The organism is Solirubrobacter soli DSM 22325, from assembly GCF_000423665.1.
In the GTDB taxonomy this organism is placed as follows: domain Bacteria; phylum Actinomycetota; class Thermoleophilia; order Solirubrobacterales; family Solirubrobacteraceae; genus Solirubrobacter; species Solirubrobacter soli.
In genome coordinates, this window is the sequence record NZ_KE384071.1 from 608,373 (window position 1) to 634,764 (window position 26,392).

Below are 26,392 nucleotides of genomic sequence, written 5' to 3' on the forward strand. Positions count from 1 at the left end.
TGCGCGGATGCCACTCCGCCACGAGCGCGTCCGCATCGAGACGGCGCGTCATGAGATCGAGGGGACGCTGCAGCTGCCGCACGAGGGCTTCCGTTCCCGCATGACCGACTTCCTGAACACGCACAGCGACGACTTCCTCGCGCTGACCGATGCGCAGGTCTCGTACCTGGACGGCAGTCGCGCGTCCGAGCAGCACGAGTACCTCGCCCTGGCCACGCGTCAGGTGATCCTCGTGGTCGAGCTCGGCCAGGTGGGCACCGTCGAGGAGCCGCAACCCGTCATCTTCACGGCGTCAGCGCCGCCGCCAGGCGCCTGACGGCCTCCTCCAGCAGCCCGGGCGTCGTCCCGACGTTCAGCCGGGCGAACCCGCGGCCCGGCTCGCCGAAGTCGATCCCTCGCGAGAGCGCGACCCGCCCACGCTCGAGGAACACGGCGGCCGGGTCGTCGCCCAGTCCCGCCTCGCGGCAGTCGAGCCACGCGAGGAAGCTCGCCTGCGCCGGAACCGCCCGCAACGGCGCCGGCAGCAGCGTCCGCAGCAGCGCGTGGTTGGAGCGCAACACGGCCAGCGTGTCGTCCAGCCACGCGTCGCCGTCGCGGAAGCCCGCCTCGGCACCCACCGCGCCGAGATAGCCGGCGCGCCAGTACATCTCGCCCGGCAACCGTGAGACCTCCTCGCCCACGATCAGCCCGAGCTTCAGCCCCGCCAGGTTGAACGCCTTGGAGGCCGCGGTGACGGTGAACCCGCGCGCGCCCGGCACGGTCAGCCACGGCACATAGCCGTCCCACGCCAGCGGTCCGTGGATCTCGTCCGAGATCACCCACGCGTCATGTGCGTTCGCCACATCGCGCAACCCGGCCAACTCCTCCAGCGGCAGCACCCGTCCCGTCGGGTTGTGCGGGTTGCAGAGCAGCAACGCCCGCGCGCCCGCCGCGAACGCGCGGTCGATCCCGACCAGGTCCAGCGCGCCGTCGGGGAGCAGCGGCACGCGCACCACGGACCGCTCCGCATGCGCGATGTCCGCGTAGTACGGCGGATAGACCGGCGGGGTGACGATGACCGCGTCGCCGGGCGAAGTGATCACCCGCAGCACCTCCTCGACGCCCACCATCACATCGGTGCACGCGACGACCTGCGCGACGTCCACCTTCCAGCCGAGCCGCCGCTCCGCGAAGCCCGCGAACGCCTCCAGCAGCCCGTCGTGCCGCGCGCCGAGGTAGCCGCAGTCGTCGTTGTGCACGGCCTCCAGCAGCGCCGTCTTGACCGGCGGTGCGAGGTCGAAGTCCATCTCCGCCACCCACGCGGGCAGCACGTCGGCGGGGTAGGTGGAGTACTTGGCGCTGTGACGGGCTAGGAGACCGTCCACGTGTCCCCGGCGCCGAGCACGCCGTCCAGCGTCGCGTCGTCCGCGCCAGCCCGGGCGAGCGCCAGCTCGTGGGTCAGATCCTGGCCCGAGACCGGCCGCCGGACGTCACGGAAGATCCCGATCGGCGTCGGCCCGTCCGGGGACGAGGAGAGGCGGGAGAGCTCGAACGCGAACGACGGGTCGTCGCGGTGCGCGTCGTGCACGACCGGAGCGCCATCGCCCCCGATCCGCAGCACGCCGTCCTCCCCCCGGGTCACCCCGCGGATGACCTCGCCGTGCTCGAGGTAGATGCGGTTGACCTCGCCCTTCTTCTTGTCGCGCAGCGCGTCGAACGCACCGTCGTTGAAGACCGGGCAGTTCTGGTAGATCTCGACCAGCGCCGCGCCGTCGTGGGCCGCCGCCGCCCGCAGGACGGCGGGCAGGTGGACCTTGTCGGTGTCGATCGTGCGCGCCACGAACGTCGCCTCGGCGCCGAGCGCCAACGAGACCGGGTTGAACGGGGAGTCGATCGACCCGAACGGCGTCGACTTGGTCACCTTCCCGAGCTCCGACGTCGGGGACGCCTGGCCCTTCGTGAGGCCGTAGATCTGGTTGTTGAAGAGCAGGATCTTGACCGGCACGTTGCGGCGCAGCGCGTGGATCAGGTGGTTGCCGCCGATCGACAAGGCGTCGCCGTCGCCGGTGACGACCCAGATCGACAGGTCCTCCCGCGCAGCCGCCAAGCCGGTCGCCAGCGCCGGACCACGGCCGTGGATGCCGTGCATCCCGTACGTGTCCATGTAGTACGCGAACCGGCCCGCGCACCCGATCCCGGACACGAACACGACCCGCTCGGGCGGGATCCCCAGCTCGGGGAAGAATGCCTGCACCGCCGCGAGCACCGCGTAGTCCCCGCAGCCCGGGCACCAGCGCGTCTCCTGGTCGGACTGGAAGTCCGCCTTGGTCAGCTCAGTCGCTGCCATATCTGGTCCTCCATCTCCGAGGGCAGCAGGGGCTGGCCCTGCACCTTCGCGTACGACTCGACGTCGACGAGGTACTTGGCGCGCAGCTCGTGCGCGAGCTGGCCGCTGTTCATCTCCGGCACGAGCACCCGCTCGTACGCGCGCAGGACCTCGCCCAGGTTCGCCGGCATCGGGTTGAGGTGATGGAGGTGCGCCGTGGCGACCCGCCCGCCACGTTCACGCACCCGCCGCGCCCCCGCGCGGATCGTCCCGAACGACGAGCCCCAGCCGAGCACCAGCAGGTCGGCGTCGGCCTCGCCGTGCACCTCGACGTCCGGCACTTCGATCCCCGCCACCTTCGCCGCGCGCAGGTCGGTCATGCGCTGGTGGTTGGGACCGTCGTAGGAGATCGCCCCGGTCTTGTCGGCCTTCTCGAGCCCGCCGATCCGGTGGGCGAGCCCGGGCGTGCCGGGAATCGCCCACGGGCGCGCCAGCCGGTCGTCGCGCGCGTAGGGCTCGAACTTGCCATCGCAGTCGGTGCGGAAGCGCGGGTTGATCGGCGTCAGGTCCGCGGCCGCCGGGATCTTCCACGGCTCGCTCGAGTTGGCGACGAAGAGATCGCTCAAGAGGATCACGGGAGTGCGGTAGGTGATCGCCACCCGCACGGCCTCATAGACCATGTCGAAGCACTGGCCCGGCGAGGAGGAGGCGAAGACGGGGAGCGGCGACTCGCCGTGGCGCCCGTACAACGCCTGCAGCAGGTCCGACTGCTCGGTCTTGGTCGGCATGCCCGTGGAGGGACCCGCCCGCTGCACGTCGATGATCACCATCGGCAGCTCGAGCATCACCGCTAGCCCGATCGTCTCGGTCTTCAGGTCGAGGCCCGGACCGGAGGTGCACGTGACGCCGAGGGCGCCGCCGAACGCCGCGCCCAGCGCCATCGACGCCGCCGCGATCTCGTCCTCGGCCTGGATCGTCCGCACCCCGAGGTCCTGCCGCCGCGAGAGCGAGTGCAGGAGGTCCGACGCGGGCGTGATCGGATAGGCGCCGAACACCAGCGGCAGCCCCGACTTGATCGACGCGGCCACGAGCCCGAGCGCCGTCGCCTCGGTCCCGTTGATGTTGCGATAGGTGCCGGGCGCGACGTCGGCGTTGGGGTGGACCTTGACCTGGACGTCGATCAGCTCGGACGTCTCACCGAAGCTCCAGCCGGCCCGGAACGCGGCCAGGTTCGCGGCGTGCACCGGCCCGCTGAACTTGGCGCCGATCCACTTCTCCGTGACGTCCGTGGGACGGTCATAGAGCCATGAGAGGACGCCGAGGGCGAACAGGTTCTTCGCCTTCTGGGCGTCCCGCGAGGAGACGCCTTCGAGCCCTTCGACCGCCCGCGCGGTCAGCGAGCTCATCGGCACCCGCTTGACCGTGAACTGGTCGAGCAGGCCGTTGTCCAGCGGCGACTCCGTGTACCCCGCCTTCTGCACCGCGCGCACCGAGAACGCGTCCTCGTTGACGAGGATCGTCGCGCCGCGGCGCATCAGCGGCAGGTTGGCCTTCAGCGCGGCGGGATTCATCGCCACCAGCACGTCCGGCGCGTCGCCGGGCGTGAGGATGTCGCGCGACGCGAAGTGGATCTGGAACGCCGACACCCCCGCGACCGTGCCGGCGGGCGCGCGGATCTCCGCCGGGAAGTCCGGCAGCGTCGCGAGATCGTTCCCGAACACCGCGGTCGCGTCCGTGAAGCGGCTCCCGGCGAGCTGCATCCCGTCGCCGGAGTCTCCTGCCATTCGCACGACGACCCGTTCGCGCGTCTCTGTGGCCTTCACACCCTGACTTATGCCTATGCGGTCGGACGGTTTCAATGCGCTGCCTGTTGATGAACCTACACGCTCCGCAGGCGCCAGGGATTACCTAGGCGTTGCAGTTGGTTCACTTCCTGTCGTGAAGACCGCGGTCGAGTTGAGAGCGGCGTTTGCCGCACGTGAGGTGTCCCCCGTCGAGATCGTCGACGCCGCCGCCGAGCACGCCGAGCTCGGCGCGTTCGTGACGCTCACGCTCGAGCGCGCCCGCGAGGAGGCCAAGCGCGCCGAGCAGGCGTACGCCGATGGCACGGCGCGCCCGCTCGAAGGGCTCACGCTCGCGGTCAAGGACCTCTACGACACGCAAGGCGTCGAGACCACGTACGGGTCGAAGATCTTCAAGGGCCACGTGCCGAAGGCGGACGCGTCCGCCGTCGCCCGCGCGCGGGCGGCGGGGGCGATCGTCGTCGGCAAGACGCTCACCCACGAGTTCGCGTGGGGGATCACGTCCAACAACCCGCACTTCCCGCCGTGCCGGAACCCGTGGGACCCGGAGCGGATTCCCGGCGGGTCGTCGGGCGGGAGCGCGGTCGCCGTCGCGACCGGCCAGGCCGCGCTCGCGCTCGGCACGGACACCGGCGGCTCGATCCGGATCCCGGCCGCGTTCTGCGGCGTGTCCGGCCTGAAGCCGACCTACAACCGGATCTCCGTGGCGGGCGTGTTCCCGCTCGCCCGCTCGCTCGACCATGCCGGGCCGATGGCGCGCACACCCGAGGACGTGCGCCTGCTGTTCGAGGCGCTGACCGGCGCCCGCGCCACCTCCGCCGGCGAGCCGCGGGTCGCCATCGCGCCGGCGCTGCATCTGCACCCGCTCTCGCCGGCGATCCAGGCCGCGTTCGACCGCGCCGTCAGCGCCATGGGCGCGTTCGAGCTCCCGTTCGACGAGGCCGAGCGCATCTACCCCGCCTACGCGGCACTGCAGAACGTCGAGGCCGCGCACACGCACGCGGCGACGTTCCCGTCGCGCCGCGACGAGTACGGCGTGGACGTCGCGGCGCGGATCGACCGCGCGCGCACCAACACCCTCACCGACTACCTCGAGGCCACGGTCGCCCGCGAGCGCCTGCGGGCGGGGTTCGCCAGGCTCTTCGCCGACGCCGACCTGCTGCTCTCACCGATCCACGCGGTCCCGCCGGAGCCGCGCACGGCCGACAGCGCCGCCCAGACGCTGCGCGACGCCGTCCTGCCGTTCACGGTCCCGCAGAACATGACCGGGCTTCCGGCCGCGGCGGTGCCGATCGGCTTCGACGACCTCGGCCTGCCGATCGGCGTGCAGCTCACCGGGCCCCCGCAGAGCGAGGGCCGGGTGCTCGCCGCCGCCGAGGCGCTGTTCGCGCGCACCAGCGCTATGCGAACTTCACCTTCACTGCCTTGATCTTGTTCTTGCCCCCGTCGGCCTGCAGGAGGTACGTCCCCTTCAAGCGCGGGTAGGTCTTGACCTTCACCCGCTTGCCCTTGCGCTTGACCGTCTTGGTGCCGGTCGCCTTGACCTTGAGCGCGAGCTTCTTGCCCTTGATCGTGCCGGTGGCGATCGTCACGCAGGCACGCGTGAGCTTGACCTTGTAGGTCGAGCGCTTCTTGGCGCCGATCTGCTTGCTGACCGAGAGACCCGGCTTGGCGACGCCGGCCTTGCGGGCGGCACCGCGCAGGCGGACGGTGAACGTGCGCGAGGTCTTCGGGTCGACGCACGTGGGCTTCGGAGCGGCCTGCGCCGCCGCCGCGTTGCAGCGCGCGATGAACGCGTCCAGCGCCGGGGCCTGCTCGGCGGGGAGCCCCGGGTCGGCGCGCCCGGCGCGGGCCTCGTCGCACGTCGCCGCGGCGACGCCTCCGGGCGCGACATGCACCGTCAGGTGCGTCGAGCCCATCGCCTCGCCGGCGCCGTCGACGAACTCGACGTCCGTCTCCGCGTCCGTGCCGGGGCTGAGCGCCGCGGTGTCGACGCGCACGCCGGCCGACCCCTGCGCGCCGGGCGCGAGGTCGATCGCAGCGCCGCTTGCCAGTGACACACCGGGCGGAGGAAGCACGAGCCGCGGTGTCACGCCGAACCCGGCCTGCCCGGCGTTGGACAGCACGAGCGGGATGCCGACGACGCCCGAGCCGGGATAGACCGTCACCTCGGTCGCGCCGGGGTTGAGCAGCGAGTACGTCGGCCACCAGACGCCATCCTTGATCGCCTGCGCGATCGTCGGTTCAGCCGTGCCCGGCTGACGGATGGCCGTCATCGCCGCATTGCGCGCGTCCCAGCCCTGCCCCACGCCCCAGAACTGCAGGTGTGTGTAGTCCTCGGACCCGTAGACGTAGTTGAGGTCCGGGCGCGTGCACGGGGTTTGATCGTCGACGCACGCGGGGCTCTGGAGATTCGTGTTCGTCGACCCGTCGCGAACCGGGCCGTCGCAGTTCCAGTCGATGCCGCCCCAGCTGTCCTTGTAGGTCAGATCGCCGTTCGGGCACCAGAACTTGACCTGCAGATGCGCGAACGGATCGGGATCGAGCCCGTCCTCCTCCGCGAGGTCGTGCGTGTCCAGCGTGGCGTGCTCGATCGGCGAGAACCCGATGATCCCGTTGATCTGGCTGTTGCTCTGCAGCCCGGTGTTGGAATAGAAGTAGTTCATGATCGACAGGTAGTTCGCCTTCTGGTTGGCGTGCTGACTGGCGGGGTCCTCACCGTGCGCCCGCCCACCATGGCCGAGGCCGAGGTTGTGGCCGAGCTCGTGCGCGAGCGTGACCGCCTCCTGCGTATCCGTGGCGACGGCCTCGACCGGGCGCGCGAGGTCCTTCTTGTCCGGCTTCCACTCCAGCGCCTTCTTGGCCATGATCAGGTCGTGGCCCGGGATGCCCCGGCTCCAGCCCGTCGTGCACCCGTCGCCCACGCAGTCGATCTCGTCGACGTAGAGCACGTAGTGAAAGACCCCGCGCCGTGCACGGGTGACGTTCGCCGTTCGGAACTCGTCGAGTTGGCGCCAGTTGGCGTCCCATTCGGGGAAGCGCGTGCCGTTGCGGATCGCGTTCGCGCGGCTGCGCGAGCCCCACGTCTCGCCCGTGTTGACGTTCATCAGGGCATTCGGGCCGGCGTCGATGTGCAGGTGGATCCCCTGCGCGGCGCCGTCGTTGGGCACCGGGAAGCTGTTGTACGAGCGCGCGGCCTTGTTCACGGCCGCGATCGACGGGTGCGCGTCGAAGCCGCCGCCCGCCGGGATCGGCCCGATCTTGCGCCCGTCCTTCGTCAGCCAGTCGACCTCGACGAACAGGTCCTTGCGCTTCGGATCGGCGCCCATGGCGGGCAGGTCGAGGTCGATCGTGCCGTCGCCGTCGGTGTCGGCGCCGTTGCGCTCCCAGTCGTCGGAGATGCCGTCGTGGTCGTCGTCGCGGTCGCCGACGCCGCGGGCGTCGGAGCAGATGCTGTCGACGAGGAAGAAGTTGCCCGTGTCGTGCACGACCACGTAGTCGATGTCGGGCGCGGGGCGCTTGATCCGCAGCTCGATCATCTTGCCGGTGTTGAGCGTCGTCGGCGTGGGGCCGGCCCGTTCGAGCAGGGTGCCGGAGCTGTCGTAGGCCTCGAGATAGACCGAGGTGTTCGCCGAGATGAGCAGGCTGAAGTCGCTCGCGTTGCCGACGGTCAGGTCGATCCGGCCGGCGCCCTGGCTCGTGCCCAGCCACGCCCAGTGCGTGCCCTGGCTGGTGTAGCTGCCGTTCGGGTACTTGCCGTTGTAGTTGTCCGTGGCGAAGTCGCCGACCCGCCACGTGAAGCCGTTGGTCGTCGTGAACTCGACGCCGGGGAAGCTCGCCGCCGAGAGATCGTCCTGGTCGTCGAAGGTCTCGAAGTCGATCCCGCCCGCGGTCGGGCAGTGATACGCGTCGGGGTTACCGATCGTCGTCACGCTGGGTGTGGCGGTGGCGGACGCCGGAACGCCCACTACAGCCACGAGGGCCAGCACCAATGCCAAACGCACCATCGACCGACGGGATTGCACAGCGGACCTCCATGCCGGGGGCAACTCTCCGCGCGGACGGCCGCGGTGGGCAGGACCCTACATGAAGGTTGCTGCGCGGTGGAGAAAGTTTCAGCGTGACAGCATCGGCGAAGGCGGAATCCGCGTCGTCCCGGTGACCTGCGGGATCCGCATCCCGACCTGATCCTCGAAGCACCAGCACCAGTCCTCGCCCGGCTCCAGCGAGCGGATGATCGGGTGCTCGAGCGACGCGTGCGCGGTCGCGTGCTTGTTGGGCGAGTCGTCGCAGCAGCCGACGTGGCCGCAGTGCAGGCAGATACGCAGGTGCAGCCAGACGCCACCGGTCTTGAGGCAGTCCTCGCAGCCGGCGACCTCCTCCGGCAGCTCGGTGATCTCGATCGTGTCCAGGTGCGTGCAACTCGTCATTTCTTCACTCCATCGAGGGGCAGCCAGACGTGGAAGACCGTGCCGCCGTCGCCTGTGTCGAACGTGATCGAGCCGCTGTGGCGCTGTTCGACGATGCGCCGCGCGGTGTCCAGCCCCATGCCCGTGCCGCTGCCCGGGGCTTTCGTGGTGAAGAAGGGATCGAAGATGTGCGAGCGCGCCTCGGCCGGGATGCCGGGTCCGTCGTCGGCGATGTCGACCTTGATGCAGCCGTTGTCGGGCCGCGTCGTGATCTGGATCTCGCCGGTCTCGCCGAGCGCGCCGATCGCGTTGTCGAGCAGGTTCGTCCAGACCTGGTTGAGCTCGGAGCCGTACATCATCAGCTGCGGCAGCGTCTTGTCGTAGTCGCGCTTGACCCTGATCTGCGTGTGCTTGAGCTTGTGGCCGAGCATGACCAGCGTGCTGTCGATGCCCTCGTGGACGTCGGCCTGCACGACCCCGCCGCGGTCCATGTACGCGTAGGTCTTGATCGCCTTGACCAGGCCGGACATGCGCTCGGTGGACTCGACGAGCTCGGTCGCGAGCTCGTGCGCGGTCAGCGACGCGGCGACCCACGCGAGCGTCTTGCCCGTCGCCGGACCGGCGACCGCCTGCACGCGGTCGACCCAGTCGGCGTCGAGCCCGGACAGCGCGAGCGGCTCGGCGAACTTCCAGGCGTCCTCGATGTCGCGGTCCTCGAGCGTCTCGAGCATCGCGTCCTCGGCGTCGGACGCGTCGAGGGCGTCGAGCGAGCCGCGCACCATGCACATGCCGAGCGCCTCCTGCTGGAGCCGCAGCAGCTTCTCCGCGTCGGTGCGCTCGATCCCGCTGTTGACGAACGCGTGCAGCGCGTGGTTGATGACCTCGACGGCGTCGACGAGGTCGGACGCCGCGCGGCGCGCGGCCGCGGCGGGGTTGTTGAGCTCGTGGGCGAGGCCCGCGGCCATCGTGCCGAGCGAGGTCAGCCGCTCGCGCGACGACTCGCGCTGGTTGAGTCCCCGCATCACCGGCCCGATCACGTGCATGACCTTGCGGTGCACCGTGTGGTCCTGGAGCGCGAGCTCGATGAAGCGGTCGCGGGGGACGATCGCCACGCGGCACGGGCCGTCGGCCTCGACCGTGATCGGGACGGGGCTCTCGGTGATCGCCGCGATCGCGCCGATCCACGTCGGCGCGGTGTTCGCGTTGCCCGGCTCGCGCCGGCCGTCGACGGTCATGAAGGCCTTCGTGCGCCCGGTGAACAGCAGCAGCGGGCCCGGCGAGGAGCCCTGCTCGAGCAGCACGTCGCCGTCGTCGGCGTCCCTGATCTCGATCGTCGCCGCCCAGGCGTCGAGGCGCTCGTCGGAGAGCTCCTCGAAGAGGTCCATGCCGCGGAGCTCCTCTCGAACGGTCATTCGGCGAGGTACTCGTGGATCAGGGACACGGCCATCGAGCCTTCGCCGACCGCGCTCGCGACGCGCTTGATCGAGCGCGCGCGCACGTCGCCGGCGACGAACACGCCGGGCACGGTGGTCTCGAGCACGTACGGGTCGCGCTTGAGCGGGAAGCCCGCGGCCTTGGCGTCCGCGCCGGCGAGGATGAAGCCGCGCTTGTCGCGGCCGACGACGCCCTCCAGCCAGTCGGTGCGCGGGGCGGCGCCGATGAACACGAACGTCGCGTCGACGTCCTCGTCGTGCTCGCCGTCGTCGTCGCGGATCCGCAACGAGTGCAGGTGGTCGTTCCCCTCGGCCGCCACGGCCTGCGCGTGCGTCCGCACGTCGATGTTCGGGATGTTCGCGATCTGCTCGATCAGGTAGTGCGACATCGACTTCTCGAGGCTGTCGCCGCGGACGAGCATCGTGACCTTGCCCGCGTAGCCGGAGAAGTGCACGGCGGCCTGGCCGGCGGAGTTCGCGCCGCCGATGATCACCACGTGCTGGTCCTTGCACGAGCGCGCCTCGGTCAGCGCCGCGCCGTAGTAGATGCCCTTGCCGGTGAAGGTCTCGAAGCCGGGGGCGGTCAGCTGGTTGTAGGAGACGCCGCTCGCCACCAGCACGCAGTTGGCGGAGAGCGTCCCACCGCCGGAGAGCTCGACGATCCGCCCGGCGCCCTCGACCCGCAGCGCGGTCGCGTCCTGGATCGAGAGCAGCTCGGCGCCGAGGCGGCGCGCCTGGTCGGTGGCGCGTCTCGCCAGATCCGAGCCGGAGAGACCTGCCGGGAAGCCGAGGTAGTTCTCGATGCGGCTGCTCGTTCCCGCCTGCCCGCCCGGAGCTTCGCGCTCGACCATCACGGTCTTCAAGCCCTCGGATGCGCCGTACACCGCCGCCGCGAGGCCCGCGGGCCCGCCACCGACGATCGCCAGGTCGTAGTGGTCGGACGCCGGCGCCGCGGACACGCCGAGGCGCTCCGCGAGCTCGAGGATCGTCGGGCGCTCGAGCATCGTCCCGTCCTCGAGCAGCGCGACCGGCAGCCGCTCGCCGTCGACGTCGGCGACGGTCAGCAACTCGCGCGCCTCGGCGTCGCGCTCGACGTCCAGCCAGCGCATCGGCACGCGGTTGCGGGCGAGGAAGTCGCGCAGGTCGTGGCTGTCGCGGCTGAAGCGGTGACCGATGACCCGCACGCCGCCGGACTCGAGCGCAGCGCCCGCCTCCCACGTCGTCAGCAGGTCCTCCACCACCGGATAGAGCTGCTCCTCCGGCGGGTCCCACGGCTTGAGCAGGTAGTAGTCGAGGTCGACCTCGTTGATCGCCTGGATCGCCGCCTCGGTGTCCGCGTAGGCCGTCAGCAGCACGCGCTTGGCGTCCGGCACGAGCTTGCGCGCCTCGACCAGGTACTCGGTGCCGGACATCACGGGCATGCGCTGATCGGCGACGAGCAGCGCGACCTGCTCGCCGCGGCTGACGAGTTCCTTGAGCGCCTTCAGCGCCTCGTCGCCGGATGTCGCGCGCACGATCCGGTAGCGCTCGCCGAACTGCCGGCGCAGGTCGCGGGCGACGGCCGCCAGGACGGCGGGCTCGTCGTCGACGCAGACGATCGCCGGACGGCGGCGGCGGGGCTCGGATGCCTCCATGCCAGAAACCCTAGATGACCTGGACCGGCGTCCCGATGGCCACGAAGTCGTAGACGAGCTTGGCCTCCGGCAGCGGGACGCGGGCGCAGCCGTGGGACGCGGGGTTCGCGGGAACGTCGGCGTAGCCGTGGATCGCCCATCCGCCCACCCAGTAGGCCGCGTACGGCAGCCAGGTCTTGTACGGCACCGACCAGGACTTGACCTCCTTGCGGTAGATCTTCCACTTGCCGGGCGGGGTGCCGATGTCGGGGCTGTCGCCGCCGATCCCGGTGGAGGTGTGGATCGCGCGCACGACGCGCCCGTTGTTGATCAGCAGCAGGACGCCGCGCGACCGGTAGATCTCGACCCGCTTGCCCTTGCTCGAGCGGTCGAGCGGAAGCGGGCGGCCGGCCTTGTCGAGCTTGCCCTGGGTCATCGGGCCGACGACGCCGTCGCGGGTCAGGCCGCTCCAGGCCTGGAAGGCGATCACCGCCTGCATCGTCCGGTAGTCCCACTTGCCGGTCACGGCGTCGTTCGGGAGGTAGCCGAGGCTCGCGAGCTTGGTCTGCACGGCCTTCGGGTCCGCGGGCGCCGCCGTCTTCTTCGTCGGCGGCTTGGGCATCGTGAACGGCTCGGGCCCGAAGTCCCCGCGGCTGTACGACTTCCCGTCGATCTCAACCTCGTCCTCGCCCGTCGCCGTGGCGGTGTAGACGACCTGCGCCAGCGACGCGTACTCGAGGTTGGGCGTGAAGTCGATGCTCGTGTCCTTGATCGTGAACGTCTCGCCGGCCGGGATCGTCGTGCCGTAGCCGGCCGGCGGGCCCTTGAGCAGCTCCTTGATGGCCGGCTCCATGCCGGCGGGGAGGTCGCGGGTCACGTAGGCGAGCTGCTCGCCCTTCGTGAAGTAGATGCGGGTGTCGTCCGCGCGGGCGACCGCCGGAGCGAGGAACACGACGACGGCAGCGAGCAGGGCGGCGCGGAACATGGCCCGGCAGTCTGGCGAGGAGCGGGCCGGCGTGCATCCGTCGCATGACTGCGGTCATGATGCAGCGCGTGCTCGACGCGATCGAAGCCGCGGTGGATGCCGCCACACACGGCGGCCACGGACGGCTCTTCCTCCTCCATGGGCGGCTCGACGAGGCGCTGAGCGGCTTCGCCCATCACCGCGGTGAGCTGCTCGTCGGCGCCTTCGGGCCGGGCGGCGACTTCGCGGACGCCGACCCGGACACGCTGGTCGCCGACGTCCAGGCGCTGCTCGACGGCGGGCGCACGGTCGTGCTCGGGCTGGCCGACATCGATCGCGCGTTCCCGCCGCTGCGCTGGCATGACGTGTTCCTCGCCCACACGCTGCCCGCGCTGGTCGCCGAGCACCGGCTGGTCGTCGTCGCCTCGTGCACGGTCGACGCCGTGCTCGAAGGGCTCGACGCCGAGCGGCTGACGCTCCCCGCCGGCCCTGTGGACGTCGCCGCCGCGGACGCGCCGCTGCGGGACGCGTTCGCGCACCTCGACGAGCCGACCGCCGCCGCGGGCGTCGCGCTCGCGGACCGGGTGCTGCGGACCGCGGCCTTGGAGGGCGAGGTCTTCACGGTCGCCGCGGTCGCGCGCGTGCTCGACGAGGACGCCGACCAGCTCACCGATTGGCTGGACGACCACCTGGACGACGTGCTGGAGGACATCGGCTTCACCTCCGGCCGCGAACGCCAGCTCGCGCGCTACCGGTTCCGCGCGCACGAGGTGTGGCGCGCCCTGCACGCCGATCCGCCCGGGCGACGCGTGGCGCGCCGCTACGCCGACGCGCTCGCCGACCTCTACGGGCCGGCCGCGGCGCCGGTCGCGCTGCGGATCTGGGAGCTGTCGGCGTCCGAGGACCCGCAGGACTATCTGCAGCTCGCCAACGGGGCCGCCACCGAGCACGATCACGTCCGGCTGCTCGAGGCCTCCCCCAACCTCGCATCGTTGCGCGCGGTCGTGTTCTCGCTGCCGAGCGACGAGCTGCTGCGCCATGCGCGGGTGCTCGCCGCCGGGGAGGGCTCGCCGGAGCTCTACGACGTGCTGGGCGTCGCCGCCGCGCGCGAGCAGTGGCTCGGGGACGCCGCGCGCTGCCAGGCACTCGCGCTCGACCTGGTGGACGACCCGTTCGCCGTCGTGCAGCGCTGCATCGGCCTGGCGGGCGCGCTGCTCGAGCTCGCGCGCTGGCAGACGGGCGGCGAGCCGCGGCTGGGGCTCTCGGTCGACTGGCTCGACGCGATCGTGGGTGAGCCGGAGCGGCTGCAGGAAGAGGCCTCGCTGCGGCTCGAACGCGCCGGGACGGCGCTCGAGCGCGTCGCGGAGGGTGACCGCGAGCACTGGCGCGCCCACCTTCAGCACGCGGTCGCGCAGCTGGACGCCGTGCGCGGCGACCACGAGGCGGCGCGGGCGGGCGAGGAGCACGCCCTCGAGCTGCTCGTCGCGTCGCCGTCGGACTGCAACCTGCCGATGCTCGCGCTGTTCGCGCTCGCCGATGCGCGCACGGAGCTCGCCGACCACGACGGTGCCCGCGAGGCCGCGCGCCAGGGCGTGCAGGTCGCGGTCGCGCGCTCGGAGCTCGGCGAGGCGGCCCGCGGGCTGGCGAAGGTCGGGCGGGCGGAGCTGGCGCTCGGCGACTCCGGCGCCGCGGCGCAGGTGCTCGCGTTCAGCCTCGTGATCGTGCGCGAGCTCGGGCTGCGCTGGGCCGAGCCCGGCCTGTGGGCGCAGCTGGCGGAGTGCCTTGACGGGGAGGCCGCGCAGACCTGCCTGACGATGGCGGGCGACGAGCGGGCGCCCGCCTTCCTTCGCGAGGTGACCGGCATCGATCGCGACGCGACCGAGGCGTTCCTCGGGTCCCTCGCCGGCGGCGGTTAAGGCACGGCGTGCGCCATGTCGCCCTGGATCTCGGGCAGCGTGAGCGCGCGGTTGTAGATGCGGATCTCGTCGATCGCGCCGGTGAAGAACTCTGAGCCGAGGACGTTGCCGCCGATGCGCAGCGGGCCACCGGACGCGCGCATCGTCCCGCTGAGCGGACGCGAGCCGACCTCGACGCCGTCGGCGAACAGCCGCAGCGTCGTCCGGTCCCACGTCGTCGTCAGATAGGTCCACGTGTTCAGCGCTGTGGTCGCCGAGCCGGTGACGGCGTAGTCGGCGGTCGTGTAGACGTGCCCGCTGGGCTTGCCGGTCCCGTCGCCCGCGTAGAGCCGGTAGACCATGCCGTCGGGCATCTCCTTCGCGAGCACCGTGCGCGCGATCGTGCCGAGCGCCGACGGCTTCACCCAGGCCGACATCGTGATCCCGGTGCGCAGGTCGAGCGAGTCGGCGTCGACCACGGTCATCCAGTCGTCGATCCCGTCGAAGCTCAGCGCGCGGCCGAACTTGCCGGCGACGATCCGGGAGGGACCGGCGGTGCGACCGGCGTTACCGGTGCCGGAGAGGTCCGCGACCGTGGTCCCGCTCGGCTCCTCGAACCCGTACGCGGCGATGAGACCGGTGGGGATCGGCGTGGGCGTGGGCGTCGCGGTCGGAGTCGGAGTGGGCGTCGCGGTCGGCGTGGGCGTGGGCGTCGGAGTCGGAGTCGGCGTTTCCGTGCGCGTGGGCGTCGGCGTTTCCGTCGGCGTTTCCATCGGCGTTTCCGTGGGCGTCGGCGTCGGCGTCGGCGTCGGCGTCGGCGTCGGCGTCGGCGTCGGCGTCGGCGTCGGCGGGATCGTGCACGTGACCGGGGCGGCCATGTCCGACTGAATCTCCGCGGCGCCCAGGGCGCGGTTGTAGACGCGGACCTCGTCGATCAGGCCGTTGAACCACTCGGGCCAGATCGCGTTGCCGCCGATCCGCAGGGCGCCGGTGCCGATGGCCGCCGCGCCGCTGACCGCCCTGCTGGAGACCTGGACGCCGTTGACGAACAGCCGCAGCGTCGTGCCGTCATAGGTGGTCGCGACGTGGGTCCAGACCCCGACCGGCAGCGTCGACGTGCTCTTGGTGCTCTGCTCGCCCGGCAGCGCGACGTACCCACCCGCCTGCGCGGTGTCCGTGTTCCCGTAGAGCGCGTAGCTGATCGCGCCGGTGCGCTCCTTGAGCAGGATCGTGCGCCAGCTCCCGGTCGACTGGGCGGGATCGACCCACGCGGACAACGTGAGGCCGGTCGTCAGGTCGAGCGAGGTCGCGTCCGGGATCGCGACGAGGTCGTTGACGCCGTCGAAGCTCAGCGCGCCGCCGAAGCGTCCGCCCGCGACCCGCGTCGCGCCCGACACCGTCCCGGCGTTGCCCGCGCCCGAGGCGTCGCTCACGGCGCTGCCCGACGTCTCGTCGAAGCCCCACGCGCCGACCAACCCGCTCGGCCGCGTGCACGACGGGGCATCGGTGACGGTGAACGTCACCCCGATCTTCGCATCGCCCGCGCTGGAGGAGATCGTCACCGTGCCGGTGCGCACGCCAGGCGAGAGGCCCACCGTCGACGGCGTCACCGACACCGTGCGCGGCGCGGTCCCACCCGCCGGGTCGACCGTCAGCCACGGCACATCGGCGGAGGCCGTGAACGAGAGCGTGCCGCCGCCCGCGTTGGTCACGTTGATCGCCTTGGTCTCGACGGTCGCGGCACCCTGGACGGCGCTGAACGCGAGCGACGACGGCGCCGCGGCCAGCACCGGCGGCTGCGCGGGAGCGTCGACCGTGAAGGTCACGGGCACCGTCTTCGCCGCCGCGCCGGGTGCCGTCAGCGTGATCGTCGCGCTGTACGTCCCCGCGGCGAGGCCGGCGATCGACGGCGTCGCGGTGATCGTGTCCGCGCTGGTCGTGAGCGACAGCCACGCGGCGTCATCGGTCGCCGTCCAGCTCAGCGTCCCGCCGCCCACGTTGGCGATCGCGAGCGTCTTCGCCGCGGGACTCGCCCCACCGGCCGTGCCGGCGAACGCCAGCGACGAGGGCGAGACGCCGATCGCGGGCGCGGCCGTCACGGTGACCGTGACCGCGATGACGCGGGTCGCCCCGCCCCCGGCCACGGTGACGTTCGCGGTGTACGTGCCCGGTGCCAGGCCGGCGGTGTTCGGGCTGACGACGACCGTCCCGGCGTCCGTCCCGCTCGCGGGGGCGACCTTCAGCCACGCGGTGTCGCTCGACGCCGTCCACGGCAGCGAGCCGCCGCCGGAGTTGGCGACGTCGAGCGCCTGCGGGTTCGGCAGCGCGCCGCCCTGCACGGCGGTGAAGGCGAGCGAGCCCGGCGCGACCGCCAAGGCCGGCGCCTCCGGGTCGGTCACGCACGTCACCGGGCGGGTCATGTCGACGCGGACCTCGGAGCCCGAGAGCGCCCGGTCGTAGACGCGCAGGTCGTCGAGGCGGCCGGCGAACCACTCGCTCCAGATCGTGTTGCCGCCGAAGCGCAGGGCGCCGTCGGACTCGGTGATCAGGCCCTCGACGGGAACCGCCGAGACCTCGTCGCCGTTGACGTAGAGCGTCAGCGTCTCGCCGTCGTAGGTGGCGGCGAGGTGGGACCACATCCCGGTGGGCAGCGCCGCGCCCTGAGCGCGGTTCTCGCCCCCGGTCGACATGTTCACGCTCGTCCCCTCGCCGTCGTGCGCGTACAGCGCCCACGACAGGTCGCCCGGCTGCTCCTTGAGCATCACGGTGCGCCACGAGGAGCTGAGCGACGCCGGGTTGACCCACCCCTCGAGCGTCATCCCGTCGCGCAGGTCGAGCGACGGCGAGTCCGGCACCGTGACCAGGTCGCTGCTGCCGTCGAAGCTGAGCGCCGACCCGAAGCGGCCGTCGGTCACGCGCGTGGCGCCCGAGATCGTGCCGAGGTTGCCGTGACCCGAGGTGTCGTAGACGACCTCGCCCGACGGCTCGTCGAAGCCCCACGCGCCGACGAGGCCGTCGCGCACCGGGCACGCCGTCTCGCCATAGCGGACCGTGTAGGTGCCGCCGGAGCCGGCCACGAAGGAATGGGTGGAGGCACCGCCGTCGGACCACGAGGCGAAGTCGTAGGAGAAGCCGTCGACGAGCTGCGTCGGCGGCGCCGCGACACCCACCGTCGAGCCCTGCGCGACACGCCGCGTGAACGGCGTCGTCTCCGCCTCGCCCCCGACCGCGACGGTCAGGCCGGACGGGACGCTGTCGATCGTCAGGTCCACGGTCTTCGGATCGATCCGCACCGAGTCCTTGCCACGGAGGCCGTTGGCGACGTCGGTCCCGGTCAGGCTGAGCGTGATGTAGGACGGGTACTCGTGGTCCGGGTACTTGAACGTGCCCGCGCGCACCCCGGTGAAGTCCTGCAGGTGGTGGACGTGGCAGCTCGTGGCGACGATCGCCGAGCAGTGGTGCAGGTCGACGGTCCACACGAGCGCGCTCGCGGGCAGTTCCTTGCCGTCCGCCCCCGTGGCCGTGCCGGAGAAGTCGATCGCGTCGCCGACGGCGTACGTCGTCCCCGCGGCGGGACCCGCGATCCTGGCCGTCGGCGGCGTGCCCACGGTGATCTCGGTGGTCTCGGTGTCCTCCAGGCCGGACGGGTCGCTGACGCGCAGGCGCACCGTGACGCTGCCCTCGCTCGCGTAGGTGTTGCTCGGTGTGGGCGACGTGCTGTCGTCGTATGCGCCGTCGCCGTCGAGGTCCCACGCGTAGGTGAGCGGGTCGTCGTTGGGGTCGCTGGAGTCCGTGGCGTCGAAGCGCACGGTCAGCGGAGCGGCGCCGGAGGACGGCGTCGCGGTGAACGCGGCGGTCGGCGCCTGGTTGGGGTTGATCGCGCGGATCCGGCGGATCGTGCCCGTGCCGACGTCGGCGTAGTAGAGGTCCCCGCTCGGGCCGACCTCGAGGTCGACCGGGAACTGCGCGCCGTCGGCGAAGACCTGCACCGTCGCCGGGTTCGGCGTGCCGTCGGCGTTCGGGAACATCACCCAGATGCACATCCGCGCGTAGTCGGCGAAGAACATCGCGCCCTTGTAGGCGCTGGGGAACGTGTTGCCGTCGTAGAACGTCACGCCGGAGATCGACGAGGTACCGACCGAGCAGTCCTCGTCGGCGACCTTGGAGGCGTGGTTGTACGTGTACAGCGGGGCGACCACGTCACCGCTGGCGTACAGGCTCTTGCACAGGTTCAGGCCGATCGCCTCGTAGCCGCTCTGGCGCCCGTTGCCCTCGTAGCAGGGCCAGCCGTAGTTGCGGACCTTCGACGTGTCCGGGACGCGATCGAGCTCCTCCCACGCGAGCCAGCCGACGTCGCCGACGTAGGCGTCGTTCGTGCCCGGCCGGAACGCGAAGCGGAACGGGTTGCGGAAGCCGTACGCGACGATCCGGCGCGCGTTGATGTCGCCCGTGCCCGGGTTGTCCGGGAGCGGGTCGCCGGTGTCCGGGTCCAGGCGCAGCAGGGCGCCACTGAGGCCCGTCGGGTCGCCGGTCGTGCGGACGTCCTGGGAGCGCAGCGCGCCGCCCTCGGCGGTGGGCGGCGTCTGGGCGCCGCCGACGCCCGCGGGCGGGTCGCCGCACGGGTTGACCGGCGCGCCCTCCTGGCCGTAGTCGGCGAAGACGTAGCTGGCGCCGTCGCCCGCGGTCGCGTAGAGCGCGCCGTCGGCGCCGAAGTGCAGGTCGCCGAGCGAGTGGCTGGAGAACTGCTGGCACCACTGGTCGGTGATGAGCGGGTGCTCGGAGCCGTCCGGCAGGATCTTCGACAGGCGGCCGCTGACGACGCAGCCGTCGACGTCGGCGCCGGGCGGGTCCGGGCAGTTGTCGTTCCAGCGCGGCGCGGTCTGCCCGATCGGCGCGTCGTACGTGTAGAGCACGTAGAGGTACGGGCGGCCGGTGGTGAAGCCCGGGTCGAGCGTCATCCCGAGCAGCCCGCGGTCCCCGAAGAAGGCGACCTGGTCGCGCAGGTCGGCGTAGATCGACGGCGTCGTGTCCTCGACGCCGTCGTAGACCTTGATCACGCCGTCGAGCTGGGCGACGAAGACGCGCCCGTCGGGCGCGAACGCGATCTGCGACGGCGCGGTGAGGTCGTCGAACGCGACCTCCTCGACGAAGTCGTCGGGGACCTTCGCTCCGGCGGCCAGCGATTGCGCGGCAAAGGGGTCGGAAGTGACGACGTCGGCGGCCCGCGCCGGCGAGGCGGCGAGCAGCAGCGTCAGACCGACCAGGCAGGCGAGGAGGGAGCGCACCGCGCGGAGAGGCTAGGTGGGCCTGTTGGTCCCTACAACAGGACCAAGGTCTAGAAATGCAACCGATTCACTGACTGGGGAAGAAGGACTCCACGCGCAGTTCCTGGAGCGTGATGTCCTGCGGCGTCCCGACCGTCGTGACAAGTGAGAAATAGCTGAGTTCGCGGCCGGCCTTGGCGAAGCGGATCGGCAGCAGCGGGAGCGGTGTGCGCGCGAAGTCCGGGGTGCGCCAGTGGGCGGGGATGCCATCGTCGGCGAGCACCTCGTCGAGCAGGCGGCGGGTGACGAGGTCCGGTACGCCGCCGATCGCCTCGCGATGCACGCGTTGGACGAGCGCCTCGCCGGTCTCGTCCCAGTTGGCGACGTGGGGGCGCAGCGGACCGAACATCAGGCGCACGATGTTCCGTTCCGCGGTGGCGCCGTCGAGCAGCCAGCCGAAGAGCTCGTCCGCCGCCGGGTTGGCGCGCAGCAGGTTCCAGTGGCGGTCCATGACGACCGCCGGGTGTGGCAGGTGGGTGAGCATCGTGTTGAGCGCGTCGTTGACGGCTGTCATGGAAATGTCATCGAGCCCGGTCTCGCGGTACTGCGGCGCGTACCCGGCCGCGAGCAGGACCTGGTTGCGCTCGCGCAGCGGGACGTCGAGCGCGCGGGTGAGCGTGAGGACCATCTCGCGGCTCGGGTTCGCGCGGCCGCTCTCGACGAACGAGACGTGCCGCGGCGTCACGCCCGCCTCGTGGGCGAGCGCGAGCTGGCTCATCCGGCGCTCCGCGCGCCAGTGCTGCAACAGGACTCCGACGGGGCTGGCCACCGCGCAAGCCTCTCATCCGCGGTGGGGCGACGCACTTCCCCGGGAGGGAATTGTTCCGCGTCCTCGATCGCTTGAGCCTGTGCCGCCATGAGCACATTCACGATCCACCCCGGTTCGAGCGAGACCCTGTCGGCGCTCGAGCGCAACATCGGGTTCATCCCGAACCTCGCGGCCGCGATCGGCGCCTCGCCGACCGCGATCTCCGGCTTCGTCGGCCTCCAGACCGCGCTGCGCGGCTCGACGCTGAGCGGCCTGGAACGCGAGATCGTCGGCGTCACCGTGAGCCGCTTCAACGACTGCGCGTACTCGCTCGCGGCGCATTCGAAGTTCGCGCGGTCCAGCGGCGGCTCCGCGGAGCTCGTGGCCGCGCTGGTCGACGGGTCGCCGCTGGCGGACGAGCGGCACGAGGCGCTGCGGGCGTTCGCCATCGCGCTGCTCGAGCAGCGCGGTCACGTGTCCACCGACCTCGAGCCCGAGACCGCGCTCGAGGTGATCGCCCAGGTCGCCTACACGACGTTCGCCAACTACGCCGCCGACGTGTCGGGGGCGGCGATCGACGACGCGTTCCGCGCGTAGCCGATCCGCAGCGCGGCGGTCAGCTCGACCAGCTCGGCGAAGCGGCGCGGGTCGCGGCCGGTCAGCTCCTGCACGCGTGTGAGGCGGTAGTGGACGGTGTTGGGGTGGACGCCGAGCGCGGCGGCGGTGCGCGCGACGTTCAGGTCGGCCGCCGCATAGGCGTGCAGGGTCTCCGCGAGGTTCCCGAGCTGGTCCAGGCCGCGCGGGAGCAGACGGTGCGCGGTGTCGTCGGCGGCCTCGGTGAGGTAGTCGAACAGGCCGATCTCCTCCAGCGCCGCCACGGGCGCGGCGTGCCGGAGCGCGCGCCGCGCCTCGCCGTAGCCGCGGGTCAGCTCCTCCAGCCGTGGGCAGGTGGAGCTGACCCCGGCGCGGAGGCGCAGCTCGTGGTTGCGCTCCAGCAGGTGCGCGGTGCGCTCGAGCGCGCCGCGCAGCTCGCGCGGGCCGCGGCGGACGTAGACGGGCGCGATCGCGACGACCTCGTCGAGGTCGGCGACGACGAAGTCGCATTCGCGGGCGAGCGCGCGCAGGACGAGCCGGTCCGCCGGCGTGGCCACGACGACGACGTGCGCGCTCGCGGGGCGCAGCCCGAGCGCCTCGGCGCGGGCGTCGTCAGGCGGCTGGCCGGCGAGCAGGCGGTCGAGCAGGTCGCGGCGGGCGCGCTCGGTCTCCGATGCCAGCGCGTGGCTCTCGCGCAGGTAGGCCTCCGCGACCGCGACGCTGATCGCGTGGGTGTAGCGGAACGTGAACGCGGTCAGGTCCTGCGCGGCGCGCATGCCCTCCGGCGAGTCTCCGGCCTTCTCGACGATCGCCTCCCACACCGTGCGCTGGCCGATCAGGTACGCCTCCAGCAGCGCGTCGAGGCCGAGCAGGTCGCGGGCGCGGCGGGCGCCGCGCTCGCGGACGAAGTCGAGCTCGGCGCCGGCCGGAGGCGCGCAGGCGCGCGCGGCCTTCAGGAACGCGTGCACGTGGGCGACGCTGTGCTCGAGCACCTCGGCGACGAACGCCGGGTCGCGCACGCTCGCGAACTCCTCCACCTCGGCGCGGACGCCGACCAGCATCCGCCGCGCGATCGCCTCCGCGTCGAGCTCCATCGCGTCCAGGACACGATTGTGCAGGTCCACCAAAGACGCGGCCACGATCCTGGCGATTCCTCCGTAGAGCGGCCTCCGGGTCGTGCATACCGTACAGCGCCATGGCCCATCCAATCGTGTGGTTCGAAGTGATCGGGAAGGACGCCGAGGCCCTCAGCCGGTTCTACGGGGACCTGTTCGACTGGAAGATGGATGCCGTGCCGGGCGGCTACTACATGGCCACGCCGGAGGGTGCCGAACGACCCACGGGCGGCGTCGGCGCGGACCCGTCAGGCGGCGCCGGCCACGTCACCTTCTACGCCCAGTGCGACGACCTGCAGGCGATGCTCGACAAGGCGTCGTCGCTCGGTGGGACGACGATCATGCCGCCCAGCGAGCCGATGGAGGGAACCACGATCGCGCTGTTCGCCGACCCGGAGGGTCACGTCGTCGGCTTGGTGAAGTCCGACAACGGCTAAGGGCGGCGGCGGCCGTCGGCGCCGATCACCCACCAGTTGCCGCCGTTGAGGAAGACGTTGTGGCACCGGACCTCGCCCTTGCCCTCGTGGGCGTAGTAGTAGAGCGGGCGTCCGCGGTAGGTGACCTGGCGCCGGCTGCCGCGGCGGATCGAGCCGAGCAATGAGGCCTTGACGCCCTTGCCGGCGACGGGCTTGCCGGACGTGTAGACGGGCGGCCAGGCCTCGGCGCAGGCGCCCTTGCAGTTGGTCTTGTTGCGGCCGTCCTTCTCGAAGACGTAGATCGCCTGGCGGTTCGGGCCCCACAGCATCGTGCCGAACTTCGACGAGGCCGCGGTGATCTTTGTGCCGGCCGCCTCGGCGGGCGCGGCGATCGTCAGCAGCGCGATCAGGGCCAGGAGTGCTCGCATGGTTTCTGAGCGTCGCATGAAGATCTTGCGACGGTCTTACAGGTGGACAAACGGAGCCGCGTTCGTTTCGTACACGTGGATAAGGACGTGCTCCGCCGGGCCGGACAGGGTTCCGGGCGGAGAGTCCGTCCACAGCTGGGAGTCATATGAAGCTCGTTATCGGGATCGTCCGTCCCGAGAAGACGAACGAGGTGCTGGAAGCCCTCTACCGCGCCGAGGTGCGGGGGTTCACGATGAGCAGGGTGCAGGGGCACGGCGGGGAGCTCGACCGTGTCGAGACCTACCGCGGGACGAGCGTGCGGGTCGGGCTCACCGAGAAGGTGCGCTTCGAGATCGCGGTGTCCGACGAGTTCGTCGAGCCGACGCTCGACGCGTTGTGCTCGGGCGGGCACACCGGCGAGGTGGGAGACGGGAAGATCTTCGTGCTCGACCTCGAGCAGGTCGTGCGCATCCGGACCTCTGAGACGGACAACGCGGCGGTGACGCCGGTGGGCGCCTGATGATCGACAAGGGCGATACCGCCTGGATGCTGATGGCGACCGCGCTGGTGCTGCTGATGACGCCGGCGCTCGGGCTCTTCTACGCCGGCCTGGTGCGGTCCAAGAACACGCTCAACACGTTCATGATGTGCGTCGCCGCGCTGGCGGTGGCGACGATCACGTGGGCGCTGATCGGGTACTCGCTGGCGTTCGACTCAGGGAACGGGTTCGTGGGCGGACTCGGCCACGCGTTCCTTTCCGGGGTTGGCTTCGAGCCGCGCGAGGGGACGACGATCCCGTCGCTGGTGTTCTTCGCGTTCCAGGCGACGTTCTGCATCATCACGACGGCGCTCGTGGCGGGCGCGGTGGTCGAGCGGATGCGGTTCGGGCCGTTCCTGGTCTTCAGCGCGCTGTGGTCGGTGCTCGTCTACAGCGTGCTGGCGCACTGGGCGTGGGGCGGCGGGTGGTTGCAGACGCAGGGGACGCTCGACTTCGCCGGCGGCGTCCCGGTCGAGATGGGCTCGGGCTTCTCCGCTCTGGCCGCGGCGCTGGTGGTCGGCGCGCGGCGCGACTACGGGCGCCAGGCGTTCCTCCCGCACAACTCGATGTTCGTCCTGCTCGGCGCGGGGCTGCTGTGGTTCGGGTGGTTCGGGTTCAACGGCGGGTCGGGTTTCGGGGCGGGCGACGCGAGCGTGCTCGCGTTCGTCAACACGCTGCTGACGCCCGGCTGCGCCCTGGCGACCTGGTTCGTCCTGGATCTCCTGCGGTCGCGCCAGGTGACGGCGATCGGGGCGGCGACGGCGATCGTCGTCGGCTGCGTGGGGATCACGCCCGCGGCGGGGTTCGTCTCGCCGCTGTGGGCGATGGTGCTCGGCGTGGTCGCGGCGCTGCCGAGCTATGCGGTGATCATGCTGCGGCCGCGGTTCCGGATCGACGAGACGTTGGATGTGCTCGCCGCGCATGGCGTCGCGGGCCTGACGGGGATCGTGTTCATCGGGTTCTTCGCGCAGAAGGCGTGGAACGGGGTCGCGGACGGGCTGTTCTACGGCGATCCCACGCAGCTGCTCGAACAGCTGGTGGCGATCGTCGCGACGCCCGCCTACGCGTTCGGCGCGACGTTCGCGCTGCTGAAGCTGATCGCGGTGTTCGCCCCGCTGCGCGCGGACGCCGAGGAGGAGGCGCTCGGGATGGACCTCGTCGCCCACGGCGAGGAGGCCTACGCGTCGGGCGAGGGCGCGATCCTGGTCGAGATCCCCGAGCCGAAGCCGCGGTCGCGACGCGAGCGCGCCCTCGTGTTGGAAAATTGACCGCCTGGCACTGGCACCGCTGATCGGCCGCCGGGACGAGCTCGCCTCGATCGAGCAGGTGATCGAGACGGCCTCGGGCGGCCACAGCGGCGTGTTGGTGGTGCGCGGCGTGCCGGGCGTCGGCAAGACCACGCTGCTCGACGCCGCGGTGTCGGCCGCGCACGGGTTTCGCGTCCTGCGGGCGGAGGGCGTGGAGGCCGAGTCGGAGCTCGCCTTCGCGGGCCTGCACCAGCTCCTGCGCCCGCTGTCGGAGCTGCTCGACCGGCTTCCGGGCGCGCAACGGAGCGCCCTGGCCTTCGGCGGCGACGCCGACCGGTTCGTCGTCGCCGCGGCCACGCTGCAACTGCTCGCCGAGGCCGCCGAGGAGCAGCCGCTGCTGGTCGTCGTCGACGACCTCCAGTGGCTCGATCGCCCGTCGGCCGAGGCGCTCGGCTTCGTGGCGCGGCGTCTGGACGCCGAGCCGATCGCGTTGCTGCTCGCGTTCCGCGACAGCTTCCCCATCCCGCCGGGCCTCGCCCGGTTCCCCTCGTTGACGCTCGGCGGGTTGTCGCGTGAAGACGCCCGCGCGGTGCTCGACGGCGGTGTCCGGTTGACGCCCGCGGAACGCGACCGCGTCCTCGATGCCGCCGAGGGCATCCCGCTCGCATTGTTGGAGCTGCCGCGCGGACCCCTCGCGGAGATGGGCTCGGTCGAACGCGGCTTCGCGGGGCGTTTGGCGGAACTGCCAGAGGCGACGCGGGCGGCGGTGCTGCTGGCGGCGGCCGACGACGACCCGGAGGGCCGCACGGCGCTGCGCGCGCTGGCGACGGGCGGCGACGCGCGACGCCTCTCCGCGGGCGACCTCGGCGCCGCCGAGGTCGCCGGACTCGTGCGGGTCGGCGACGGGCGGGTCGTGTTCCGGCATCCGCTCGTGCGCTCGGCGGCGTACAGCGCAGCGACATTCGAGCAGCGCCGGCGCGCGCACGCGGCACTCGCCGACGCGCTCACGGCCAACGCGGACGCGGACCGCCGCGCATGGCACCGCGCGAGCGCCGCCGCGGCGCCCGACGCGCAGGTCGCGGAGGAGCTCGTCCACTCGGCCGAGCGTGCCCGCGCGCGCGGCGGCCACGCGGCGGCGGCCGCGACCCTCGAGCGCGCCGCACGCCTCACCGAGGACGACGCGCTGCGCGCCCAGCGCCTCGTCGCCGCCGCCGACAGCGCCCGCTACGCCGGCGACGTCACCCACGCCGAGGAGCTCGCCGGCGAGGCGCTGCGGTTGGCGGGAGCGATGACGCGCGGGCCGGGCGCGAGCGGCGTGGGCGGCGCGAGCGGAGCGGCCGGCGTGGGCGGCCCCGCCGGCGTGGGCGGCCCCGCCGGCGTGGGCGGCCCCGCCGGCGTGGGCGGCCCCGCCGGCGTGGGCGGCCCCGCCGGCGCGAGCGGCCCCGCCGGCGTGGGCGGCGCCAGCGGCGGCGAGAGCCCGAGCGACGCGGCCGGCGCGGGCGACGCGAGCGGGCGCGCCGACTCGCTCGACGTGGTCGTCGCGCACGCCACGGCGATTCGCGGGGCGATCCGGGCGCATCG

20 protein-coding genes are annotated in these 26,392 nt (G+C 72.1%); 8 read left to right on the forward strand and 12 right to left on the reverse strand.

Annotated features, from left to right (window positions below; translation table 11 throughout):
- Window positions 1–7 precede the first annotated feature (7 nt).
- Window positions 8–316, forward strand: coding sequence for a DUF6812 domain-containing protein (locus G569_RS0138700; protein ID WP_028067376.1), 309 nt, complete (start codon window positions 8–10; stop codon window positions 314–316).
- Here G569_RS0138700 and G569_RS0138705 read toward each other — a convergent pair.
- From G569_RS0138705 to G569_RS55275, 3 genes are read right to left on the reverse strand one after another with little or no spacing between them, the layout of a single operon-like run.
- On the reverse strand, window positions 285–1,364 hold the full coding sequence (locus tag G569_RS0138705) for a MalY/PatB family protein (protein ID WP_028067377.1): 1,080 nt from the start codon (window positions 1,362–1,364) through the stop codon (window positions 285–287). The two genes, G569_RS0138700 and G569_RS0138705, sit on opposite strands and share 32 nt — an antisense overlap.
- A complete protein-coding gene (locus G569_RS0138710) occupies window positions 1,349–2,326 on the reverse strand; it encodes a 2-oxoacid:ferredoxin oxidoreductase subunit beta (protein ID WP_028067378.1) in 978 nt (325 codons plus the stop codon). Before G569_RS0138710 ends, G569_RS0138705 begins: the two co-directional genes overlap by 16 nt.
- Complete coding sequence (locus G569_RS55275) at window positions 2,308–4,089, reverse strand: 2-oxoacid:acceptor oxidoreductase subunit alpha (protein ID WP_053227649.1); 1,782 nt, start codon at window positions 4,087–4,089, stop codon at window positions 2,308–2,310. Before G569_RS55275 ends, G569_RS0138710 begins: the two co-directional genes overlap by 19 nt.
- A gap of 154 nt (window positions 4,090–4,243) precedes the next feature.
- Between G569_RS55275 and G569_RS55280 the strand changes: the two genes are divergently transcribed.
- Window positions 4,244–5,536 carry an amidase gene (locus G569_RS55280; RefSeq protein WP_064750546.1) on the forward strand — a complete coding sequence of 431 codons (1,293 nt, stop codon included), beginning with the start codon at window positions 4,244–4,246 and terminating at the stop codon, window positions 5,534–5,536.
- Here G569_RS55280 and G569_RS0138725 read toward each other — a convergent pair.
- The 5 genes from G569_RS0138725 to G569_RS59975 all read right to left on the reverse strand — a co-directional run bounded on the left by G569_RS0138725 (window position 5,508) and on the right by G569_RS59975 (window position 12,547).
- The gene (locus G569_RS0138725; RefSeq protein WP_169542346.1) at window positions 5,508–8,114 is read right to left on the reverse strand and encodes a reprolysin-like metallopeptidase; all 2,607 of its coding nucleotides are present in this window, start codon (window positions 8,112–8,114) and stop codon (window positions 5,508–5,510) included. The genes G569_RS55280 and G569_RS0138725 overlap by 29 nt on opposite strands.
- Window positions 8,115–8,222: 108 nt before the next feature.
- Complete coding sequence (locus G569_RS0138730) at window positions 8,223–8,537, reverse strand: UBP-type zinc finger domain-containing protein (protein WP_028067380.1); 315 nt, start codon at window positions 8,535–8,537, stop codon at window positions 8,223–8,225.
- Entirely contained in the window at window positions 8,534–9,901 is a 1,368-nt protein-coding gene (locus tag G569_RS0138735) for a sensor histidine kinase (RefSeq protein WP_245602681.1), read from the reverse strand. Before G569_RS0138735 ends, G569_RS0138730 begins: the two co-directional genes overlap by 4 nt.
- A 23-nt stretch (window positions 9,902–9,924) precedes the next feature.
- Window positions 9,925–11,583, reverse strand: a complete 1,659-nt coding sequence (locus tag G569_RS0138740) for an NAD(P)/FAD-dependent oxidoreductase (RefSeq protein WP_028067382.1) — start codon at window positions 11,581–11,583, stop codon at window positions 9,925–9,927.
- 10 nt (window positions 11,584–11,593) lie between these two features.
- Window positions 11,594–12,547: a L,D-transpeptidase family protein gene (locus G569_RS59975; protein ID WP_053227651.1), complete on the reverse strand. Its 954-nt coding sequence runs from the start codon at window positions 12,545–12,547 to the stop codon at window positions 11,594–11,596.
- A gap of 44 nt (window positions 12,548–12,591) precedes the next feature.
- Here G569_RS59975 and G569_RS0138750 point away from each other — a divergent pair, with 44 nt between their 5' ends.
- Window positions 12,592–14,442 carry a hypothetical protein gene (locus G569_RS0138750; protein ID WP_157592602.1) on the forward strand — a complete coding sequence of 617 codons (1,851 nt, stop codon included), beginning with the start codon at window positions 12,592–12,594 and terminating at the stop codon, window positions 14,440–14,442.
- On the opposite strand, the gene G569_RS64980 is transcribed toward G569_RS0138750, so the two are convergent.
- The gene (locus tag G569_RS64980; RefSeq protein WP_064750547.1) at window positions 14,439–19,706 is read right to left on the reverse strand and encodes a LamG-like jellyroll fold domain-containing protein; all 5,268 of its coding nucleotides are present in this window, start codon (window positions 19,704–19,706) and stop codon (window positions 14,439–14,441) included. The genes G569_RS0138750 and G569_RS64980 overlap by 4 nt on opposite strands.
- A 67-nt stretch (window positions 19,707–19,773) precedes the next feature.
- Window positions 19,774–20,514 (reverse strand): helix-turn-helix transcriptional regulator, encoded by a 741-nt coding sequence (locus G569_RS55295; protein ID WP_211233200.1) that lies wholly within the window; start codon window positions 20,512–20,514, stop codon window positions 19,774–19,776.
- 87 nt (window positions 20,515–20,601) lie between these two features.
- Here G569_RS55295 and G569_RS55300 point away from each other — a divergent pair, with 87 nt between their 5' ends.
- A complete protein-coding gene (locus G569_RS55300; RefSeq protein ID WP_053227652.1) occupies window positions 20,602–21,090 on the forward strand; it encodes a carboxymuconolactone decarboxylase family protein in 489 nt (162 codons plus the stop codon).
- Here G569_RS55300 and G569_RS0138770 read toward each other — a convergent pair.
- The gene (locus tag G569_RS0138770) at window positions 21,039–22,226 is read right to left on the reverse strand and encodes a PucR family transcriptional regulator (RefSeq protein WP_157592603.1); all 1,188 of its coding nucleotides are present in this window, start codon (window positions 22,224–22,226) and stop codon (window positions 21,039–21,041) included. The two genes, G569_RS55300 and G569_RS0138770, sit on opposite strands and share 52 nt — an antisense overlap.
- A gap of 56 nt (window positions 22,227–22,282) precedes the next feature.
- Here G569_RS0138770 and G569_RS0138775 point away from each other — a divergent pair, with 56 nt between their 5' ends.
- Window positions 22,283–22,639 (forward strand): VOC family protein, encoded by a 357-nt coding sequence (locus G569_RS0138775; RefSeq protein ID WP_028067385.1) that lies wholly within the window; start codon window positions 22,283–22,285, stop codon window positions 22,637–22,639.
- Here G569_RS0138775 and G569_RS0138780 read toward each other — a convergent pair.
- On the reverse strand, window positions 22,636–23,046 hold the full coding sequence (locus G569_RS0138780; protein ID WP_084286196.1) for a COG4315 family predicted lipoprotein: 411 nt from the start codon (window positions 23,044–23,046) through the stop codon (window positions 22,636–22,638). The two genes, G569_RS0138775 and G569_RS0138780, sit on opposite strands and share 4 nt — an antisense overlap.
- 146 nt (window positions 23,047–23,192) lie before the next feature.
- Here G569_RS0138780 and G569_RS0138785 point away from each other — a divergent pair, with 146 nt between their 5' ends.
- The 3 genes from G569_RS0138785 to G569_RS64985 all read left to right on the forward strand — a co-directional run.
- Complete coding sequence (locus G569_RS0138785) at window positions 23,193–23,546, forward strand: P-II family nitrogen regulator (protein ID WP_028067387.1); 354 nt, start codon at window positions 23,193–23,195, stop codon at window positions 23,544–23,546.
- On the forward strand, window positions 23,546–24,832 hold the full coding sequence (locus G569_RS55305; RefSeq protein WP_037501942.1) for an ammonium transporter: 1,287 nt from the start codon (window positions 23,546–23,548) through the stop codon (window positions 24,830–24,832). Before G569_RS0138785 ends, G569_RS55305 begins: the two co-directional genes overlap by 1 nt.
- A gap of 58 nt (window positions 24,833–24,890) precedes the next feature.
- On the forward strand, window positions 24,891–26,392 hold a 1,502-nt coding region (locus G569_RS64985; protein WP_157592604.1), incomplete at its 3' end, for an AAA family ATPase.

Bases quoted from the DNA above. Each gene is read 5' to 3' on its own strand.
- G569_RS0138700 (WP_028067376.1), top strand. From the start codon at position 8: ATGCCACTCCGCCACGAGCGCGTCCGCATCGAGACGGCGCGTCATGAG.
- G569_RS0138710 (WP_028067378.1), bottom strand. From the start codon at position 2,326: ATGGCAGCGACTGAGCTGACCAAGGCGGACTTCCAGTCCGACCAGGAG.
- G569_RS55275 (WP_053227649.1), bottom strand. From the start codon at position 4,089: ATGGCAGGAGACTCCGGCGACGGGATGCAGCTCGCCGGGAGCCGCTTC.
- G569_RS0138725 (WP_169542346.1), bottom strand. From the start codon at position 8,114: ATGGTGCGTTTGGCATTGGTGCTGGCCCTCGTGGCTGTAGTGGGCGTT.
- G569_RS0138730 (WP_028067380.1), bottom strand. From the start codon at position 8,537: ATGACGAGTTGCACGCACCTGGACACGATCGAGATCACCGAGCTGCCG.
- G569_RS0138735 (WP_245602681.1), bottom strand. From the start codon at position 9,901: ATGGACCTCTTCGAGGAGCTCTCCGACGAGCGCCTCGACGCCTGGGCG.
- G569_RS0138740 (WP_028067382.1), bottom strand. From the start codon at position 11,583: ATGGAGGCATCCGAGCCCCGCCGCCGCCGTCCGGCGATCGTCTGCGTC.
- G569_RS59975 (WP_053227651.1), bottom strand. From the start codon at position 12,547: ATGTTCCGCGCCGCCCTGCTCGCTGCCGTCGTCGTGTTCCTCGCTCCG.
- G569_RS0138750 (WP_157592602.1), top strand. From the start codon at position 12,592: ATGACTGCGGTCATGATGCAGCGCGTGCTCGACGCGATCGAAGCCGCG.
- G569_RS55300 (WP_053227652.1), top strand. From the start codon at position 20,602: ATGAGCACATTCACGATCCACCCCGGTTCGAGCGAGACCCTGTCGGCG.
- G569_RS0138775 (WP_028067385.1), top strand. From the start codon at position 22,283: ATGGCCCATCCAATCGTGTGGTTCGAAGTGATCGGGAAGGACGCCGAG.
- G569_RS0138780 (WP_084286196.1), bottom strand. From the start codon at position 23,046: ATGCGAGCACTCCTGGCCCTGATCGCGCTGCTGACGATCGCCGCGCCC.
- G569_RS0138785 (WP_028067387.1), top strand. From the start codon at position 23,193: ATGAAGCTCGTTATCGGGATCGTCCGTCCCGAGAAGACGAACGAGGTG.
- G569_RS55305 (WP_037501942.1), top strand. From the start codon at position 23,546: ATGATCGACAAGGGCGATACCGCCTGGATGCTGATGGCGACCGCGCTG.